Genomic DNA, 19,343 nt, shown 5'->3' with positions numbered 1-19,343 from the left:
GCGTATTTTTTTACAGAGGCTGGCGGTGCCTAGCTCTGAATGGTGTTGCGCGCTGATTTTGAAACTTTTTTACGGTTTAGTCCCGTAATATTTCTACCCTAACAATAATCTGTGACAACTGTCAGCCATGCTGGTGCAATTTACGACAGGAATTGGGTGATTTTGATGACGGTTCGTCCTTGAATTAGAGCGCGGTATAGCATCATTGCGCTGCGGTGGAGCTACCCGTAGCGCAATGATGTTTAACCCAAGCTGTCCACAAGGTATTGCGGAAGGGCAAATGCACCTAGGTGGAGGGCAGGGTTGTAGTAGCGGGTTTTGATGCCGCTGTTGTTGAAACGCTCTGTCAGTACATCAAGCTTTAGCTCGCGGGCTGCGCTGCTGTCACATGCCCAAGCAAAAGTCATAATGCCGCCGACATAGCTTGGCACCGCCGCCGCGTAAAATGCAGTATCGGCAAACAGTGGCGACAGGCGCTTATGGGTGGTGCTTACTTCTTCAGGCTGCATAAAGGCCACGCCGTTCTGAGCAGCAAAGATGCCATTGGGGTTCAGGCAGCGCTGAATGCCTTGGTAGAACGGTGACGTAAATAACACCTCGCCGGGGCCGATAGGGTCGGTACTGTCAGACAGAATAACGTCAAATTTGCGCTCACATTGACTGACATAGTCGATGCCGTCGCCAATCATAATTTCGGCGCGGGGGTTGCTATAAGCGCCCGCTGAATGGTTTGGAAGGTACTCTACGCACATGTCGATGACTGCTTGGTCAATTTCAACCTGCACAACGCTTTCGACTTCAGGGTGCTTTAAAACTTCACGTAATAAGCCGCCATCACCGCCGCCAATAATAAGCACATTCTTTGCGTTGCCGTGGGCGAACAAAGGTGTGTGCGCCAGCATCTCGTGATAAATGAATTCATCGCGCTCGGTGGTTTGAATAATACCGTCGAGCGCCATCACCCGGCCAAAGCTGCCAGATTCAAATATGATCAGATGCTGGTGCTCAGTCTTGCTTTCAAACAAGACCTCGCGAATTTTAAAACCTTGGTGGTAGGCGTCGTGGAGTGTTTCGTCAAACCACTCAGGCATCGTCCATTCTCCCGCGCAGGTTTTCACCTACCTCGATACGCGAGGGGGAGAAGGCCTTTTGCAGGATTTCCACGGCCAATTCGGGCTTGGCGTCACCACACATAAAGACATCAAACGCAGCGTAATCGCGCTCGGGCCAAGTGTGTACGCTAATATGAGATTCTGCTAAAACCGCAACACCTGAAATACCGCCATTGGGGGTAAAGTGGTGCATATGGATGTGCAACAAGGTTGCGCCGCATTCTTTGACACAGTCAATAAATGCTTTTTCCATGCGGGGGAGTTCATCGAGGTGGGAAGCGCCCCAGAGGTCGATGATAAGATGCGTGCCAGCGTAGGCAACGCCATCACGAATAATAAGGTGGTCGAGATTTTCGTCCGATTGTGTAATCGGATTACACGTGGCTGCGCCGGCCTCCAGAGAAGGCATATGATCTAAGCTTTTCATTTAGCATAAATCCTCCGCGTTGGTTAAAGAGCCGGCGATTTAAACGCGTTTTACCCCAAATAGCAATAAAAAATCCCGTAAAAATCCCCTCGTGTATCGATAGCAAAGTCCTTGAGCCATCAGTGTTTTTTCGCGATTGCTAGGGGTGGCGGAATGTGGGGGAATCAGGGCATAGTAAGGGTAGGCCGTGAATCGTTTTAGAGGAGCCCCAAAAATGAGTATGTTTGATCGCTATCGTAAACCGGCAGTTATTCCCACAGCAGAGCAGGCCCTACCCGGGCGCGCAGAAAAAATGCATGTTCCTGCATTACACACAGTACTCAACACGCCTTTGCAGGCGCCGTTTCCCGAGGGTATGGAGGAAGTGATAGTCGGCTTAGGTTGCTTTTGGGGCGCCGAACGTAAATTTTGGCAACAGGAGGGCGTTTATTCTACGGCAGTTGGGTATTGCGGCGGCCACACTCCCAACCCGACATACGAAGAAGTTTGCTCAGGAATGACGGGGCACAACGAGGTGGTGCTGGTGGTTTTTGATCCTAACAAAGTCAGCTTTCAAACCCTGTTAAAACTATTTTGGGAAAGCCACAACCCCACCCAAGGGATGCGGCAGGGTAATGATGTCGGCACCCAATATCGCTCCGGCATTTATTACTTTAGTGAAGAGCAAAAAGCAGCAGCCAAGGCTTCCTTGTTGGTGTATCAAGAGGCCCTTGCGAAAGAGGGCCTGCCGGCGGTAACTACGGAAATTGTGGCGGCGGGCGAGTTCTATTATGCCGAGCCCTACCACCAGCAGTATCTCGATAAAAATCCCGGTGGCTACTGCGGTTTGGGCGGCACAGGAGTGAGTTGTAGTTTGTAGTGAGGCGCGTCCGACGCCAGACGTCGGACGTCAGGCGATCAATTCCCTCGCCATTTCATTTGATATAAGTCATGACGGCGGTCCCGTAGGTTTTGCACTGTGCCGCTGTTGCGGGCTACCCGTAATGACTCTGGGCGCAAGTCGGCGATAGCGACGGTTTCTACATTTGGGGTGGTGTCTGCGGCGATACCGTCGCGGGCAAAGTGGAAGTCGCAGGGAGTTAGTATGCAGCTCTGCGCGTATTGAATATCCATATTAGCGACATTCGGTAAGTTGCCGACGTTGCCAGACATCACCACATAAACCTGATTTTCTACGGCTCTAGCTTGGCAGCTGTAGCGCACCCGCATATAGCTTTGGCGTTCGTCGGTGCAGAAGGGAACAAATAGAATTTCTGCGCCTTGGTCTACCAGGTGACGGCCTAGCTCGGGGAACTCGGAGTCATAGCAAATTAATACGCCAATCGGGCCGCAGTCGGTGTCGATAACCTGTAGCTCATTACCGCCCTCTATATTCCACCAATACACTTCGTTTGGTGTGGGGTGAATCTTGGCTTGTTCATCGACTCGGCCGTCGCGGTGGAATACATAGGAAATGTTTTCAACTCGGCCGTTGGCTACGCGGGTTGGGTGGGAGCCGCCGATAATATTGATGTTGTAGCGCACTGCTAAATCTTGCATGGCCTCGACATAGCGGGGAGTGTATTTGGTAAGCGCCTCTATCGATTGGATGGGTGTTAGTTCCTGGTCTTCGATGGATAATAGCTGGAGCGTAATGAGCTCAGGGAAGACCACAAAGTCGCCTTTATAGTCCGCGACCACATCTACAAAGTATTCGATAAATGACATGAACTCGACAAAGGAGGTCACCCGCCGTTGCATGTACTGCACTGTTCCCACGCGAACGGTGTCAGGCTGCCGGCCGCCGTGACGTTTGGTATGGGCGACATTGGCGGGGGTTTCTACTTTGGGGTTGTGCCAAACAAGGTGTACGCCGTAACCCATTGAGTCTTTGTCGTCGACTAAATAGTTTGGCATCAGTGCGATGACTTCGAAGTTATTACGAAGTTGGAACGACAGCACAGGATCGCGGGTTTGTTGATTTACCACGGCGTCCAGATAGTTTTCCGCAGTGCCGTATTTTTTAATTCGGCGTGACAGGCTAGGAAGCCGGCCAACAAACACAATGCCTTTTAGGCCCAGTTCTTCGCACAGCTTTTTACGGGCGTTATAGAGGCGTTGACCAATGCGATAGCCGCGCACACTGCTGTCTACACACACTTCCATGCCGTATAGCCATTCGCCTTCGGGGTCGTGACGGGTGCCGTAGCCATTGGCGGTAATCGCTGCCCAGCTATGTGGTTTTAGGCACACTTCGCCGCTCACGCGGAAGGTCGCGCAGTAGCCGACGATTTCGTCGTCTAGGGTGACGGCGAACTTGCCCTCGGCAAAGTTATTTAACTGGCCGCGTAATTCTGCGCGGGAATAAGGGTCGATGCCGGTGCCGGTATAAACCCGTTTAGACAGTGCGGCAATAGCGGGAATATCTGCGAGGGTTGCCGTGCGAACCCGCAGGACTTTGCCAGAGGCAGCAATATTTTTGCTGCCCGGAGTTGTATTTGCCATTGTGATGCCACTCTCGAATTAGTGATTTGGATTAATCGGTAAGGTTTAAGAGATAAATTAATGTCGCAAAAATAGAGTGGTAAGGGACTTAGCTAGTGCTTTTGCTAGAGGCGCTGCGGCGGGCCGATGTCGCTTTTCTTGCGCTTGGTTTTGCGGATGCGCTGTCGCGGCTGTCCGCATCTTTATCGCTACTGGTTTTGTCTGCGGCTTTGCGATTGCCGGCCAAGCCACTTAGTGACTTTAATACTCGGGCAGAAAGGTCGATGGTTTTCATGCCTTCGGTGAAGGCAGTTTTGGCCATTTGCTGAATCATTTCTGAGTCGCCTTCGCCGATGCGTTTGTAAACCGCATCCCAAAGTGGTTGAGCGTCGGGAAGGCCGACTAAGCGACGCATTTCTTCCGGACTAATTTCAACCTCGACATGAATTTTCATACCATAAACTCCCTTATTGTCTCTTAGCAGTATGTCACCGAGTAGCTTGTATACACCAGTGCTAAGCCACTTTTATAGTTCAAATATAATCGCGAAGCCGCATAAAAACCAATCAGAATTTGTTTGTTGGCAGCAACGCGATTTTATTTTCCCAGCTCAGCGAGCACGTATTGCAAAATACCCCCATGACGGAAATAGGCCATTTCTTCACTGGTATCAATTCTTAAGCGCCCTAGTACTTCGTGGCGGCTACCGTCGCTGCGGGACAGGGTAATTCTAACTTTTTGTTTTGGTGCTAATTCAGTGTCGCAGGCGTCGATATCAACGTACTCGTCCCCTTGTAGGTCTAGCATTTCCTGCGGAATTTCTTTGTCGAACTCTACGGGCATAACGCCCATGCCGATCAGATTTGAACGATGGATACGCTCAAAGCTTTCGGCGATGACCGCTTTCACACCGAGCAATAAAGTGCCCTTTGCCGCCCAGTCTCGACTGGATCCGGTGCCGTATTGTTTACCGGCAATTACGACCAGTGGCGTATTGCTTTCCTGATACATCATGGCGGCCTTGTAGATAGAAACTACACTCTTGCCATCGGGGGAGAGGGTGTAGCCGCCTTCGCGGTCTACTAATTTATTGCGCAGCCGCGTGTTGGCAAAGGTGCCGCGTAGCATGACTTCATGATTGCCGCGGCGTGATCCGTAGGAATTAAACTCCTCCGGCGGAACACCAATGCTTTGCAGGTAATGACTGGCAGGGCTGTCTACAGCAATTTTACCCGCCGGCGAAATATGGTCGGTGGTGATGGTGTCGCCAAACAAACCCAAGATTCGCGCTCCGCGTAGAGTGGGGAATTCCTCGCTGGCGAGTGTGGGCGAATCAAAAAATGTGGGCAGCCGGATATAGCTAGAATCGGCCTGCCATTGGTAGGTTTGGGTTTTCTCAATTTCAATGGCCTGCCATTCCTCAGTGCCTTGGTATACATCGTTATAGGCGTCGCGGAACATACTGCCGCTGACAATTTTGCGGATCTCGTGAATTTCGGCGTTGCTAGGCCACAGGTCTTTTAGATACACCGGATTGTCTTGATTGTCGGTGCCAATTGGGTCGTCCCGTAAATTTAAGAGGGTGTTGCCCGCAAGCGCATAGGCAACAACTAGCGGGGGCGAGGCTAGCCAGCTTGCTTTCACCTGCGGATGGATACGACCATCGAAGTTACGGTTGCCCGACAGTAAGGCCGACACCACCATGTCTTTGCTGTCGATGGCGGTGGCGATAGGGTTTGGCAGCGGGCCAGAATTACCGATGCAGGTTGTGCAGCCGTAGCCTACTAAATCAAACCCTAGTGAATTGAGATCCTCCTGCAGGCCGCTGTCGGTTAAATACTTGCTGACGACTTTTGAACCCGGCGCCAGTGAGGTTTTTACCCAGGGTTTTACCCTTAGGCCGCGTTCTCGGGCCTTGCGGGCGACCAGCCCAGCGGCAATCATAACGTCGGGGTTGGACGTGTTGGTGCAGCTGGTAATCGCGGCGATTACCACATCGCCGTGGTGGAGTTTTAGGTTCATCTCAGGAATCGTGGCTGTTTCATTTTCGTCACGATTACTGGCTTTAAGATGGTCGCGCATGGCCTGTCCCAAATCGCTTAGGGCCACTCTGTCCTGTGGTCGGCTTGGCCCCGCAAGGCTGGGTTCTACCGTCGTCAAATCCAAGGTTACTGTGCGGGTAAAAGTTGGCTGGTCGCCGGCGTTGCGCCACATTCCCTGGGCCTTGCAATAAGCTTGGGTTAGGGCGATGTTTTCGCTGCTGCGTCCGGTGAGTTTCATATAGGCGAGGGTGGCGTCGTCGACGGGAAAATAGCCGCAGGTTGCGCCGTATTCCGGTGCCATATTGGCGATGGTGGCGCGATCGGCAACGCTTAGCTCTGCAAGGCCGTCGCCATAGAATTCTACAAATTTGCCTACCACGCCTTCTTGCCGGAGGATTTGCACCACCGTTAGTACCAAGTCTGTCGCAGTGACGCCGTCGTTTAATTTGCCATCTAGTTTGAAGCCAATAACCTGCGGTAGCATCATTGAATAGGGTTGGCCAAGCAGTGCCGCCTCTGCCTCGATGCCGCCTACGCCCCAGCCCAAGACCCCTAGGCCGTTGACCATTGGTGTGTGGCTGTCGGTGCCTAATACGGTGTCTGGATAAACCGTGCCGGCGTCATTTTGCCAAACTACTTGGGCGAGGTATTCGAGGTTAACTTGGTGGCAGATGCCGGTACCCGGTGGCACAACATTAAAGTTCTCGAAGGCGGATTGCCCCCATTTTAAAAAGCGGTAGCGCTCATCATTGCGGGCCATTTCGTTGGCGACATTTTCGCCAAAGGCCTGTGGCGACCCGAACTGGTCTACGGTTACTGAGTGGTCGATAACCAGATGCACTGGAATTTGTGGGTTAATCGTAGAGACGTCGCCATTATTCTTAGCAACGGCGTCACGCATGGCGGCCAGGTCAACAATGGCGGGAACGCCGGTAAAATCTTGCATTAGCACCCGAGCCGGCGAGAAATTCAGGTCTTCGCCGCCGTCTGGTTTGTCTAGCCACCGCGAGAACGCGACGATGATATCGGAGTTGACGGAATCGCCATCAAAGTGGCGGAGCTGGTTTTCTAGCAAAATCTTCAGGGACTTAGGCAGCTGCGCGAGGCGCTCGTCTCCTAATTTGTTCAGATCGAAATAGTTATAGTCAGTGCCATTGACGCTGAGCGTGGCGCGTAAGTGGTCGGTGGATTGCATTGCAAACTCCTTTGGCCAAGATAGCTATTTACTGTCTACCCTAGCACAGACCACTTAAATTGCAGGACTATCCCTCATAAATAAAGTGCGCCGGCAGATATTGATGAAATAGTAAGTATGGTGCCATTTTTCTGATGAATTTATGTTTCTGCTGTGTTGTAATCGGTTCGTTATACGGGGTGTCGGCCCCAGCTTGGCCACCGACACCTGCTACCCAACTCGCTGTTAATAATAATTTGAGGGGGCGCATTGAAAGCCACTAACACCCGAGACCCCGAGTATTTTCACAAGGTGGTCGACTGCCAGTATGCCTGTCCGGCACATACGCCGGTTCCAGAATATATCCGTTTAATTGCCGCCCAGCGTTATACCGACGCCTATATGATCAACTGGGAATCTAATGTATTTCCCGGTGTGCTGGGGCGTACCTGTGATCGGCCCTGCGAGCCAGCGTGTCGGCGGGGGCGAATAGAAGAAGAGCCAGTTGCCATTTGCCGCTTAAAGCGGGTTGCCGCAGATAATAAAGGCGATATTAGTGATCGGATGCCGATTATTCCTAAAAAGAAAAACGGCAAACGGATCGCTCTGATCGGGGGTGGCCCAGCTTCTTTAACGGTGGCAAGAGACTTGATGCCCTTGGGCTACAGTGTCGATTTATACGACGATCAGCGCGCGGGTGGCGGTTTTATGCGCAGCCAGATTCCGGCGTTTCGCTTGCCTGAAGAAGTTTTGAATGACGAGGTTGACCGTATTCTAGATATGGGGGTGCTCACCCATTTCAACCATTACGTCGACAGCTTAAAAGCCGTGTTGGATAAGAACTACGACGCGGTGTTTGTCGGTAGTGGCGCACCGCGTGGCAGAGATTTAGATTTGCCCGGGCGTCAGGCTGCTGATGCCAATGTGCATATCGGTATCGACTGGTTGTCTAGTGTGGCTTTTGAGCATGTAGAAAACATAGGCAAAAAGGTGATTGTGCTCGGCGGTGGTAATACCGCGATGGATTGCTGTCGCACCGCTAGGCGCTTAGGTGGCGACGAAGTCAAAGTGATTGTGCGCAGCCCCTTTGAAGAGATGAAGGCATCGCCTTGGGAAAAAGAAGACGCTGCCCATGAAGGCATTCCCATTTTGGATAACCATGTGCCGCAGGAGTTTATTGTTGAAGATGGCCGCTTAGTGGCCATGCGGTTTGACCGAGTGAAAGCGGTTTACGATAGCAACGGTAAACGCAGCTTGGTATCCACTGGCGAAGATCCGGTGATAGTGCCCTGTGACGATGTGCTGGTTGCGATTGGCCAAGAGAACTCCTTCCCCTGGATTGAGCGGGATGTGGGTCTTGAGTTCGGTAAATGGGATATGCCGGTGGTTGACGAAATTACCTTTCAGTCTACAAATCCGTCGGTATTTTTTGGTGGCGATGCGGCTTTTGGCCCACAGAATGTCATCACCGCAGTTGCCCACGGCCATCAAGCTGCCATTTCGATAGATTTACATTGCCAAGGCGAGTTGGTGACGAAACGGCCACCTCCAGGGGTGACGTTAGTTAGCCAAAAAATGGGAATTCACGAGTGGAGCTACGATAGCCAAGTTGAAAACGATCAGCGCTACCAAGTTCCGCAGGCAGAGCTGGAGTTCACTCTAAGTAATCGCAAGCTAGAAGTTGAGCTAGGCTATGACGCCATGACCGCCTTCCAAGAAGCGCAGCGCTGTTTAAATTGCGATGCACAAACTGTTTTTACCGAAAAGCTGTGTATTGAATGTGACGCCTGCGTCGATATTTGTCCCACCGATTGTCTTAGCATTATTGTCAATAACTCTGAAGAAGCCGAGCTTCGTCAGACCTTGAAAATGCCCGCGAATAATACCGAACAAGACATTTACGTGTCGGAAAATTTGCGCACAGGTCGGGCCATGATTAAAGACGAGAACGTCTGTCTGCATTGTGGTTTGTGTGCTGAGCGCTGCCCAACAGCGGCCTGGGATATGCAGAAATTATATTATTCGGTGACAAAAGCGGGGCAGTGTGGCTGATATGAAACGCATCGAAGCAGTTAATGATTTTGTGATTAAGTTTGCGAATGTGAACGGCACCGGCTCCGCAAGTGCAAATAATATGTTTGCAAAGTCCTTGTTTAGAATGGGCTTGCCGATCAGCCCAAAGAATATTTTTCCGTCAAATATTCAAGGTCTGCCAACCTGGTATGAGGTGAGGGTAAATGAAAACGGCTATCTAGGTCGCCGTGGCGGCGTAGATATGATGGTGTGCATGAATCCGCAAAGTATGGCGAAAGACATACAAGAAGTAGAGGCGGGCGGGTATTTTTTCTATGACTCTAGTAAGCCCCTAGATCTGCGTTTAATGCGCAGTGATATTCATTTTATCGGTGTGCCCTTAAAAGATTTATGTCAGCGTGAATACAGTGATGCCCGTCAGCAACAATTGTTTCGCAATATCATTTACGTTGGCGCTTTATCTGCACTATTAGATATTGAATTTGACGTACTGACCGGCTTGGTGTCGGATCAGTTTCGCGGCAAAGAGAAATTGATCACGCCCAATGTTCGGGCGCTGGAAATTGGTTATCACTACGCTGCCGAACATTATCAATGCCCGCTGGGAATTCGTGTTGAACGCCGCGATGAGGTGGGTGATCAGATTCTGATTGATGGCAATACGGCGGCATCTCTTGGCGCCATATACGGCGGTGCGACGGTCGCAGCGTGGTACCCGATTACCCCGTCGACCTCGGTGGTAGATGGTTTTGACAAATACTGTAAGCGCCTGCGTATTGACCCCGGCAGCGGAAATAAAAATTACGCCATTGTTCAGGCAGAGGATGAACTGGCCGCGATCGGAATGGTGATAGGCGCAAGCTGGAACGGTGCGCGGGCCTTTACTGCAACCAGTGGTCCAGGCATTTCCTTAATGAGTGAGTTTCTCGGCTTGGCGTATTTTGCCGAAATTCCAACGGTGCTTATCGATGTTCAGCGAGCAGGCCCGTCAACTGGTATGCCAACCCGTACCCAGCAATCCGATGTGCTGGCCTGTGCCTACGCCTCCCACGGCGACACAAAACACGTGCTGCTATTTCCCGCGACACCTCGGGAATGTTTCGAGATGAGCGCCGACGCGTTTGATTTGGCAGAAACGCTGCAAACTCCCGTTATTATGTTGACGGATCTTGATCTCGGTATGAACGACACCATGTCGCCGCCGCTGGTCTGGGATGATAAGCGCGAATATAAGCGCGGCAAGGTCTTTAACGAAGAGCAGCTAGAGGCGATGATCGAGCGTTTTGGCCGCTATTTAGATGTAGATGGCGACGGTATTCCCTATCGAACCTACCCCGGCACCCACCCAACAAAGGGCGCATTTTTCACCCGCGGCACCTCACGGGATGAATATGCGGTGTATACCGAAGATGGCGATGCTTATGAAAAGAATATGCAGCGACTGCTTAAAAAGTGGGATACCGCAAAAAATCTAGTGCCCATGCCTGAGTTAATTGAAGCGAATAAAGGTGGCTCAAAAGTTGGCGTTATTCATTTTGGTACTAGCCGTGATGCAACCTTAGAGGCAATAGACGCATTAGCTGCAGAGGGTATCGCAGTAGATACACTGCGTATAAAGGGCTTTCCGTTCCATAAGTCTGTCGATGCCTTTATTGAGCAGCATGATACGGTGTTTGTGGTTGATCAAAATCGCGATGCACAAATGCGAACATTGCTGGTGAATGAGTGCTTGGTATCACCACGAGATCTCATTTCGATTTTAAATTACAACGGCACCCCCATTACCGCGCGCAAGATCCGTGACGAAATCATAGCGGTATTGCGCGGTGACAATGTTCGGCCGCTACATAAGAAAAAAATGGCTAAGGAGTCTGTTTAATGACGTATATTCGCCCCGCATTTCGTCATCCGGAATTGCCGCGCAATGAGCTTGGCTTCACTCGTAAAGATTATGAGGGAGCTATTTCCACCCTATGTGCCGGCTGTGGTCATGACTCCATTAGTGCTGCAATTGTGCAAGCCTGCTTTGAACTATCTATTGCGCCACATAAGGTGGCCAAGCTGTCTGGTATTGGGTGTTCCTCTAAAACCCCAACTTATTTTTTAGGGAATTCCCACGGTTTTAACTCGGTGCACGGACGTATGCCATCGGTGGCAACGGGAGCTAATCTCGCCAACCGCGACTTGATTTACGTGGGCGTATCCGGTGACGGCGACACCGCATCCATCGGAATGGGGCAGTTCACCCACGCGGTTCGTCGCAACTTAAATATGATGTATGTGGTAGAGAATAATGGCTGCTATGGCTTAACCAAAGGCCAAGATTCAGCCACGGCCGACATTGGTTCTGCTAGTAAAAAAGGTGAGCCGAATCATTTTGAACCCATCGATCTTGCGAGTGTGGCCTTGCAATTGGGGGCAACCTTTGTGGCGCGCAGTTTCTCCGGTGATCGCCAGCAGTTGGTGCCCTTAATTAAGGCGGCAATTAGTCACCGAGGCTTTGCGTTTATCGACGTTATTTCGCCCTGCGTTACCTTTAATAACAATCCTAAATCGACCAAGGGTTATGAGCACGTGCGCGATCATCTCGCGGCAACGGGTACGGTTGATTACGTGCCGTTTAAGCAGGAAATATCCACCGAGTACGAGCAGGGGCAGTCTAAAGAGGTGACCTTGCACGATGGTTCAGTGGTGCATCTTCATAAAGCTGATCCAGAGCTAGACCTAAACAGCCGTCGTTCCGCGCTGCGTTTGATAAAAGACTATAAGGCCAAAGATCAGATACTGACGGGTCTTTTGTTTATGGATGAAAAATCCCAGGATCTGCACGAAATCTTGGGCACTAGCAAAACCCCATTACGTGACCTAGGCGAGGCAGAACTATGCCCAGGTCAAAAGGTGCTCGATAAGCTAAACGAAAGTTTGCGTTAAATTCCGCCTGTTGGGCGACTAATTACCTAGTGAGTAGTCGCCTAATACGGCCAATTCTGCTTCGATCTTTGGCTTGGGTTTTTAGCAATGCCGCAATCATTGTATTAATGTCGTCAGCAACCTGTTGGCGCAAACTGCGCATTGTTTTTTCTGCCAAGCGTTTGCCTTTGTATTTGCTCAGATCTAATGGCTCCGAAAACTGGATATAACATTTTTGGGGTTTGGGGATGAGTGTGCCGAATACCCCAAGCGGAATTGGCCCCATTAAATCGCTGCGGGTATTTTCATTGATCAGGCCGAGTAAACTCAGTGCACGACCTAGCAATGTATTGGGCAAATCCTCTCCTTCAATTAGATGATCATAAAATTCCTCTGGGCCGACAATCGCGGTGGGCACAATCGTATAACCGTGTTTAGCTGCAAGCTTGATAAAGCCGTGACGCTCTTTCCAGAGTAGTTGATACTTTTTGTCCGCCGATTTTGTGGCTTCGTGGGCGCCTCCGGGAAAGACGATAAGATCGCTGCCAACTTCCATCAACGCAGAGCAAACCTCTGGGTGGCCGATAACCACTCCCTGATTTAATAAAAGCTCTTCATTAAATGGATGCCACAGAAATTTGTCGCTGAGTGCGCGGATAAAACGACCCTGTTCCTCTAGCATAGGCAGGCCAATAATCGGCCCGTCGACCGCATACAGCGCATGGTTCGCGACGAATAAGCAGGGTTGCTTGGGAATGTTGTGGGTATCAAGTAGCTGGGGCTGAAATACTTGCTTGATTAATTTGTAGCTTAATTTTCGTATCTTGGACTTCGGTGCTGTGACCTGCACTGCCTTGTCTATATAGCGAACTAAGTCTTGTCCGCTATAGGGTTCAGCGTTTTTGTCGGTAAAAGCCATGTGGTAATCCTGCTCGCGGCGTGACTAGGCATTTTAGCAGAGCAGGGGAGCGAAGAGTATTTTTGGTGCTAGCAGCCAAGCCTGAAAGCAATCAGCTTTAAAGACCGAATAAAAAAATATTTTATACCGCAGCCTGACATTCGCTTCTTCCCTGCGTTTATACATATGACAGTTGTATAAATTAAGGGAGAACGACCATGCGCTACATCATTATATTGTGTTTGTTTTTACTCGTTGCCGGCGCTTTCTTTGCGTTTCAGGCAGCAGATGATCCGGCTTTTTCAGATTCCGCTAAGACCACCTCACCGCAGACTCATAGCATTAATGAGATTGACGATTCACAGCATCCGACGGTGGTTTACCAAGAACAAGCTGCTCAGCAATTTATTGCGGTGAAGCCGTCGCCCGCACACCACGCTGGCAGTATTAGCTCAAAGGCGGAGCTTGAACCGCGTCGCGCTCATGAGTACTCAAAACTCGCCGCAGATATGGCGTCACCAATGCTAATGACCCGAAACCCAATGGGGGAGGTAATACCGCTGGATCGCGAGAATTATGCCGCTAAGAACGAGAATCGCTTTTTATCGGTAGCGCTTTCGCCTTTATCTACCTTTGGCTTAGAGGTGGATTCGGCGAGTTACAGCAATGTTCGTCGGCAAATTAATCAAGGCTCGGTGCCAATTCCATCAAGCGTGCGTTTAGAAGAGATGGTGAATTATTTTGACTATAACTTTCCCGCGCCTAGTGATGGGCATCCACTGGCCGTTATGTCTGACTATGCCGTAGCGCCCTGGAACCCCAATCATCGATTGGCGATGATCGGTGTTAAAGCAACAGATCAAAGCGCTATGAGTGATAAGGGCGCTCGTATTACCTTTTTGCTAGACACCTCGGGTTCTATGAACAGTGCAGATAAGCTACCGCTGCTGATTCGTAGTTTTCAAACCCTGTTGTCTAATTTAAAACCTCAAGATCAAGTTGCCATCGTGACCTATGCGGGGAGTGCGGGTTTGGTGCTAGCACCGACGCCGGTTACTGAAAGCCATCGTATTCATCAGGCCTTAGCTAATCTTACCGCAGGTGGCTCCACTGCAGGCGGCGCTGGTATTCAGCTTGCCTACGATGTTGCGCGTAAACAGTATGACGAGAACGCCACTAATCTGGTGATATTGGCGACTGACGGCGATTTTAATGTTGGTGTGAGCGGTGACGGCGAGTTGAAATCGATGATTGAAAAACAGCGTGAAAGCGGTGTTTTTCTGTCGATAATTGGTATGGGTACTGGGAACTACCAAGATGCCAAGATGCAGGTTCTCGCCGAGGCGGGAAACGGCGTAGCGCATTACCTAGACTCCGACTCGGAAGCGCAGCGCCTTTTTGGCTCTGAACTTACTCGTACTCTGCATATCGCTGCCAAGGATGTGAAGATTCAGGTTGAATTTAACCCCGCCGCCGTTGCTCAGTATCGCCTGCTTGGATACGAGTCACGAGTAATGAATGCCGAAGACTTTCGCGATGATAAAAAGGATTCCGGTGAAATTGGCGTGGGGCATTCGGTTGTCGCACTCTATGAAATTATTCCTAGTGGCATCGGCGCCACACCAGATATCGAACGGCGCTATCAGACCACTCGCACGGCAGGTAGTGAGGCGATGGAGCTGGCTTATGTAAAAGTGCGCTATAAGCAGCCTGACGGTGACAAGGGAGTTGAGTTTGCCCACGCCATGACTACCAAAGCAAAATCGATCGCCGCTGCCACGCCAGATCTGCAATGGGCATCTGCGGTGGCGGAGTTGAGTTTGCTATTGTCGAAATCAGAGCACGCGGGGTCTGCTAGTCTTCACGGGGTGTTAAGCCGCGCGAAAGGGGTAAATGCCAAGTTAAATGATGCTAAACGCACTGAATTTGTTAATCTAGTTGAACGACTAACCCCACGCTTAGTAGCGCAAGATTAATGACAGAACCTATCGAAGATTGGCTCGAGCGCTTGGTAGATCCAAGCGCATGCAAAACCGAAAAGGAGCGGGCTGTAATGAAGGCAGTTCGCTCTGGCCTGCGCGCTGCTGAACCCGTAGTGCAAACCGACCAAGTTGCACTGCAGCGCTTGCATAAGCGTTTAGCTGATCAAGGTTTGTATGATGCCCCCGTTGCGCGTTCTCGACGCATGCAACTGTTTGGCTACGCGGCTGTACTGTTATTAGGCGTGAGCATTATTTTGAATTATGCCGTTATGGATAAGCCGCTTCACGAGGCCGCGCTGCAGCTCTCTACAGATGGTGCTTCAAAGCGCGAATCATATTCTCAGGAAAGGCCGGTGGCGAAAGATGAGCGACTAGCGGAAGAGCGAGAAGTTGCTCGTTTTTCTGATTCGAGTATCGCTGCTGAAATGACCTCCCAAGCGAAGCAGAAAATGTCAGCCTCGTCGGCACCGGAGCGCGTGTATGGCGCCAATGACAGCGAAGCGGGTAGGCCTGCACCAAAGCCAGAATCGCCTAAATTAAATTCTTCAATAGAAATGCGGCTTACCAATAAGCAGTGGCAGGCTTTGTACGAGCTAAATAAGCAGGGCCTTTCTCTTGTTAAATCTGAGATCGAAGATATCTGGATACTTACGCTTAGTAATGAAGCTAGCAAAGTGCGCTGGATAGATGCTCTTCCCAAATCTTATAAAAATGAGAGCTGGGCTATTAATACTGATATTGAAATTCAGCTTGTTATTGCCCATGACTAGCCTTAGTAATGGAGACGTAGATCACCTCATCGCCGAGCTTCAGCGGGGTGGCGAGCGCCGTAAACTTGCGGTTACTCAGTTGTACACCGAGTTTGCCGATAAAATAATTAAATTTTTAAAACTTCGCGGTATTGCTGATGCCAAAGCGGAAGATATCCTGCATGATATTTTTATTGCATTTATTGAACGAGCGAATAGTTTTACCCCTATAGGGCAGGGGCGCGGCTGGATTTGGACGGTTGTGAGGTCGAAGCTCGCTGATCGCTATCGAAGCGCAGAGAAAACGACCTCGATCATCGATGGGGATGACTGGCTTTTTGATGAGGAAAGCTATGATGAGGATCGCCTGAAAGCGTGTATAGAAGGACAAATGTCGGTTTTCAGTCGGGATAACCCTGAAGCTGCGCAGGCCCTGTCATGGGTGATGGATGATGAGCTGGATTTGCGCTCGGTGGCAAGTTTGCTGGGCAGAAGTTATGGCGCCACGCGAGAGTTTATGAGCCAGATTAAACATAAATTGCGATTGTATATCGATAGCTGTCTTTCAAATTAAAGTTGTTTATTACCTTAAAAATAAACCCTCGCTCCGATTCGGAGCAGGTGGCGACTGATATGAAAAATATCGCTGATATTTATCTATAAATTACTGTTTTTACGATTCTTTTGCTAGTTAAAAAAATCCTCTGTGTCTATTATTTGATGGTCGATTAAAAGTAAATTTTAGCGGTCTCGAATTGTGTGGAGAAGTGCGATGTGGGGAATTTTTTTGTCATTAGCATTAGTGGTAGCGGCAGTCTCAATCCCCCTGATTTTTTATTGGCGAGCTGAGGCACTGGTGAAGCTGTATGAGCGGATCAAGTATAAGAATTAACTAGAAACATGAATTTTGAATACATTTTGAGGTAAATGCTTCTTTCCGCTTAACAGATAGATGTGCTGCTTTTCTTGGTGGGAAATAGCCTTGTGAGCTATGTATTCGCCGCGACATCTACGTTTTTTCTTTAGCTTATACCGCTGTGGTGACCTGCTGGAAAATGGGCGGGCATAAGCCGACATTCCATTCAGGCGCCGTGGGTGGCGTCTTCGCGCGTGTTTATAGATCGTTCCTCCTATTTGACGCATGGCTATGCTGGGGGTAGTGAGCGCGGCGAGGGACTGGCTGCAAAAGCCTTGCTTGCGTACTATTGCGATGCTAGCATGCTAGCCTGTTAATTATGAATTCAGGCCTCGTTGGGAGAATAACTATGTCTAATCAATACGATGCAATTGTCATTGGCAGTGGTATTGGTGGCGGCGCAATAGGTGCGTTGTTGGCGCATGCTGGTTGGAATGTGTTGCTATTAGAGCGAAATAAACATGTTGGTGGCCGTTGTATCTCTTATGAGCGCAATGGCGTCATGATGGATTTAGGTTGGCATTTTTATTGTCTTGGCAAGGTCGGTCCGCTGCAGGAGGTTTGTAACCGTGTTGACATGCCTGATGCGATCCCCTGGAACGATTTAAACGGCACCTCGTATATACAAGTTGGAAGTGATCAGCAGAAGTATACGAAACAATCCATGTACAACTTCGTTTCAGAAGCCGAGCGCGACAATTTTAAGCGTTTATTTAGTTCTGTTTTTACTATGACAGACGAAGAGCTAGACAAACTATGGTATGTGCCAGTGAAGGATTGGGTGCAAAGCTATACCTACGATCCAATGGCGTATACGTTAATTGAAAGCTTTGCCGCACAGTACTTTTGTGTATCTGCGGATGTCGCCAGTTGTGCGGAGTTTATACTTGCGTTCCGTGCGGTAATGTCTAGCCGCGCCACTGCATACCCTTCTGGTGGTAACTTCTCTGTTGCTTTGGCTTACATCGATGCAGTGAAGAAATATAACGGTACCGTTAAGACAGAAACACCGGTTAAGGAAATTATCGTTGAAAACGGCGCAGCGGTTGGTGTTATTACTGAGGCGGGTGAAGAATTCCGAGCGCCAGTTATTATTAGTAATGCCGATCTCAAATTAACCGTACAGGGCTTGGTTGGCGAAGAGCATTTCCCTAAGGAGTACGTCGATCGCGTTAATGAACTGACGTATTCAAGCCATGGTGTCATGCTGCGTGTATTGCTTTCTGAAAAGATCACAGACAAGCAAGTTGTTATTTACATCCCCGATGACAAGTCACCCCCGTGTAAGGTTACCGATGAAATGCTGGAGGGCAAGGTTCCTCATTTAATTGGTGGCTGTTTCGGCTCGCCAAGTAATTTCGATCCGAATTTGGCTCCTCCTGGCAAGCAAATGATTACGTCTTTGCATGCTTGTCCTCCAGATATTAGGGCAAATATGGACGAGTGGCGTGAGTCCTTGATGCGATCCTTCTACGAAGTGTATCCAGAAGCGCATGGTAAGGTGGAAAAGGTGTGGGTAGATCCACCATCACTGGTGCGTGGTATGGCCGGTGAAACGGGCTGTATTATTGGTATTGGTCAAACTATTGACCAGGTACACGAGAAGCGTCCATCACAAATTAGCCCACTTAAAGGTTTGTACTTTTCATCAAGCGAGGCGGGTGGTAACGGGATTGGTACAGAGCTCGCAGCTACCAGCGCTATCGGGTTGTTTGAGGCTATTGCACCGCAAAAGGACGCCTTGTTGGCGGGTTGAGTATTGTATTTAGATACTCGTGTTAAGTGTTGATTACGCGTGCTCGGATATTTAGACTCTCGGAGCAAGAATTACGGCCCCGAATATCGACAAATATTTTACACGCGTAAGCACTTTGGCTGAATTAACGATGACGCAATCTGAACACTCTCCTCATTCTCGTGGCGCAAATGCCGTGGGGTCCGCGTGGAACCGATCTATATTGCGCGGTGTGCGCGCTAATGATTTGTCGGGCAAGGCGGGTGAAATAGCCGCAGAGCTGGAAGAGCGCCTTGTGCGGGGCGATTATCGATTTGGTGAAACGCTCTCTATCTATTCTTTGGCTGCTGAGTTTGGTGCTAGTCGGCAGCCGGTATCATCGGCGGTATTGTATTTAGGTACGATAGGCTATTTAGAAATTATTCCGCAGGTTGGTTGTCGTGTCGTTTCGCCTTCCTCACAAGACGTACAAGATTTCTATGTGTTGTTTGCGCGCACCGAAGCGCTAATTGCTCGTTTTGCCGCCGAACGTCATGAGGCGATAGAGGCTGAAGAGTTGGCCGCGATAGCTGAAGACCTTTCTCTTAACTCCTTTCAATCCAGCTACGATCGCCGAGCTATGGCGGATGGAATTTCTATCTTTCATGATCGCATGAGTGCTATGGCGCGTTCGCAGATTCTAGTAGACCGGATCAGTAATCAGCGAAGAATATTCCGGTTTTACTTAAGTCAAAATCGTGGCGAAAGTAGGAATTTGTCTGGGCCGCCGCAAAAAATGAATGCATTGCGTAAACAGTTAACTGCGGCCATACAGTCGCGAGAAGTGAATCAGGCTGAGTCTTTGATGGAACAATATATTCTCGATGATTTGCAGGACTGGACGCGGGTAGTCTAAGGGCTG

Annotated in this window: 15 protein-coding genes; 9 read left to right on the top strand and 6 right to left on the bottom strand. The window is 49.9% G+C overall.

Going from position 1 to position 19,343, the window contains the following annotated elements; genetic code table 11:
* Nucleotides 1-242: 242 nt before the first annotated feature.
* Nucleotides 243-1,091 (bottom strand): polyamine aminopropyltransferase, encoded by an 849-nt coding sequence (speE, locus tag C0068_RS09635; RefSeq protein ID WP_103684291.1) that lies wholly within the window; start codon nt 1,089-1,091, stop codon nt 243-245.
* The gene (gene speD / locus C0068_RS09630; protein WP_103684290.1) at nt 1,084-1,539 is read right to left on the bottom strand and encodes an adenosylmethionine decarboxylase; all 456 of its coding nucleotides are present in this window, start codon (nt 1,537-1,539) and stop codon (nt 1,084-1,086) included. The genes speE and speD overlap by 8 nt, the downstream gene beginning before the upstream one ends.
* Before the next feature lie 214 nt (nt 1,540-1,753).
* Here speD and msrA point away from each other — a divergent pair, with 214 nt between their 5' ends.
* Entirely contained in the window at nt 1,754-2,398 is a 645-nt protein-coding gene (gene msrA / locus C0068_RS09625; protein WP_103684289.1) for a peptide-methionine (S)-S-oxide reductase MsrA, read from the top strand.
* 38 nt (nt 2,399-2,436) lie between these two features.
* On the opposite strand, the gene C0068_RS09620 is transcribed toward msrA, so the two are convergent.
* From C0068_RS09620 to acnA, 3 genes are all read right to left on the bottom strand, one after another.
* On the bottom strand, nt 2,437-4,023 hold the full coding sequence (locus tag C0068_RS09620; protein ID WP_103684288.1) for a GNAT family N-acetyltransferase: 1,587 nt from the start codon (nt 4,021-4,023) through the stop codon (nt 2,437-2,439).
* An 88-nt stretch (nt 4,024-4,111) separates the two neighbouring features.
* Entirely contained in the window at nt 4,112-4,456 is a 345-nt protein-coding gene (locus C0068_RS09615; protein ID WP_103684287.1) for a DUF6489 family protein, read from the bottom strand.
* Between the two features lie 143 nt (nt 4,457-4,599).
* On the bottom strand, nt 4,600-7,239 hold the full coding sequence (acnA, locus tag C0068_RS09610; RefSeq protein WP_103684286.1) for an aconitate hydratase AcnA: 2,640 nt from the start codon (nt 7,237-7,239) through the stop codon (nt 4,600-4,602).
* 249 nt (nt 7,240-7,488) lie between these two features.
* Between acnA and C0068_RS09600 the strand changes: the two genes are divergently transcribed.
* Genes C0068_RS09600 through C0068_RS09590 form a run of 3 tightly spaced genes read left to right on the top strand, consistent with a single transcriptional unit; the run spans nt 7,489 to nt 12,183 of the window.
* Nucleotides 7,489-9,270, top strand: a complete 1,782-nt coding sequence (locus C0068_RS09600) for an FAD-dependent oxidoreductase (protein ID WP_103684284.1) — start codon at nt 7,489-7,491, stop codon at nt 9,268-9,270.
* Nucleotide 9,271: 1 nt separating this feature from the next.
* Nucleotides 9,272-11,131, top strand: coding sequence for a 2-oxoacid:acceptor oxidoreductase subunit alpha (locus tag C0068_RS09595; RefSeq protein WP_103684334.1), 1,860 nt, complete (start codon nt 9,272-9,274; stop codon nt 11,129-11,131).
* On the top strand, nt 11,131-12,183 hold the full coding sequence (locus C0068_RS09590) for a 2-oxoacid:ferredoxin oxidoreductase subunit beta (protein ID WP_103684283.1): 1,053 nt from the start codon (nt 11,131-11,133) through the stop codon (nt 12,181-12,183). Before C0068_RS09595 ends, C0068_RS09590 begins: the two co-directional genes overlap by 1 nt.
* Nucleotides 12,184-12,205: 22 nt before the next feature.
* Here the strand turns inward: C0068_RS09590 and C0068_RS09585 are convergent, their stop codons facing one another.
* Nucleotides 12,206-13,081, bottom strand: a complete 876-nt coding sequence (locus C0068_RS09585; protein WP_103684282.1) for a lysophospholipid acyltransferase family protein — start codon at nt 13,079-13,081, stop codon at nt 12,206-12,208.
* Between the two features lie 197 nt (nt 13,082-13,278).
* Between C0068_RS09585 and C0068_RS09580 the strand changes: the two genes are divergently transcribed.
* The 5 genes from C0068_RS09580 to C0068_RS09560 all read left to right on the top strand — a co-directional run bounded on the left by C0068_RS09580 (nt 13,279) and on the right by C0068_RS09560 (nt 19,337).
* On the top strand, nt 13,279-15,036 hold the full coding sequence (locus C0068_RS09580; RefSeq protein WP_103684281.1) for a vWA domain-containing protein: 1,758 nt from the start codon (nt 13,279-13,281) through the stop codon (nt 15,034-15,036).
* Between the two features lie 77 nt (nt 15,037-15,113).
* Nucleotides 15,114-15,812: a hypothetical protein gene (locus C0068_RS09575; protein ID WP_233208788.1), complete on the top strand. Its 699-nt coding sequence runs from the start codon at nt 15,114-15,116 to the stop codon at nt 15,810-15,812.
* Entirely contained in the window at nt 15,805-16,365 is a 561-nt protein-coding gene (locus tag C0068_RS09570; protein WP_158249965.1) for an RNA polymerase sigma factor, read from the top strand. Before C0068_RS09575 ends, C0068_RS09570 begins: the two co-directional genes overlap by 8 nt.
* Before the next feature lie 691 nt (nt 16,366-17,056).
* A complete protein-coding gene (locus C0068_RS09565; RefSeq protein ID WP_158249964.1) occupies nt 17,057-18,463 on the top strand; it encodes a phytoene desaturase family protein in 1,407 nt (468 codons plus the stop codon).
* Between the two features lie 130 nt (nt 18,464-18,593).
* Entirely contained in the window at nt 18,594-19,337 is a 744-nt protein-coding gene (locus C0068_RS09560; RefSeq protein WP_103684277.1) for a GntR family transcriptional regulator, read from the top strand.
* The last annotated feature ends 6 nt before the right edge of the window (nt 19,338-19,343 follow it).

Origin of the sequence: Zhongshania marina, from assembly GCF_002915595.1 — a bacterium.
Classification (GTDB): domain Bacteria; phylum Pseudomonadota; class Gammaproteobacteria; order Pseudomonadales; family Spongiibacteraceae; genus Spongiibacter; species Spongiibacter marinus_B.
The sequence above is the reverse complement of the archived record's forward strand: the minus strand, read 5'-3'. Positions and strand labels throughout refer to the sequence as shown.

Coding starts and splice junctions, on each gene's coding strand:
- speE (WP_103684291.1), bottom strand. CDS start 1,091: ATGCCTGAGTGGTTTGACGAAACACTCCACGACGCCTACCACCAAGGT.
- speD (WP_103684290.1), bottom strand. CDS start 1,539: ATGAAAAGCTTAGATCATATGCCTTCTCTGGAGGCCGGCGCAGCCACG.
- msrA (WP_103684289.1), top strand. CDS start 1,754: ATGAGTATGTTTGATCGCTATCGTAAACCGGCAGTTATTCCCACAGCA.
- C0068_RS09620 (WP_103684288.1), bottom strand. CDS start 4,023: ATGGCAAATACAACTCCGGGCAGCAAAAATATTGCTGCCTCTGGCAAA.
- C0068_RS09615 (WP_103684287.1), bottom strand. CDS start 4,456: ATGAAAATTCATGTCGAGGTTGAAATTAGTCCGGAAGAAATGCGTCGC.
- acnA (WP_103684286.1), bottom strand. CDS start 7,239: ATGCAATCCACCGACCACTTACGCGCCACGCTCAGCGTCAATGGCACT.
- C0068_RS09595 (WP_103684334.1), top strand. CDS start 9,272: ATGAAACGCATCGAAGCAGTTAATGATTTTGTGATTAAGTTTGCGAAT.
- C0068_RS09590 (WP_103684283.1), top strand. CDS start 11,131: ATGACGTATATTCGCCCCGCATTTCGTCATCCGGAATTGCCGCGCAAT.
- C0068_RS09585 (WP_103684282.1), bottom strand. CDS start 13,081: ATGGCTTTTACCGACAAAAACGCTGAACCCTATAGCGGACAAGACTTA.
- C0068_RS09580 (WP_103684281.1), top strand. CDS start 13,279: ATGCGCTACATCATTATATTGTGTTTGTTTTTACTCGTTGCCGGCGCT.
- C0068_RS09575 (WP_233208788.1), top strand. CDS start 15,114: ATGAAGGCAGTTCGCTCTGGCCTGCGCGCTGCTGAACCCGTAGTGCAA.
- C0068_RS09570 (WP_158249965.1), top strand. CDS start 15,805: ATGACTAGCCTTAGTAATGGAGACGTAGATCACCTCATCGCCGAGCTT.
- C0068_RS09565 (WP_158249964.1), top strand. CDS start 17,057: ATGTCTAATCAATACGATGCAATTGTCATTGGCAGTGGTATTGGTGGC.
- C0068_RS09560 (WP_103684277.1), top strand. CDS start 18,594: ATGACGCAATCTGAACACTCTCCTCATTCTCGTGGCGCAAATGCCGTG.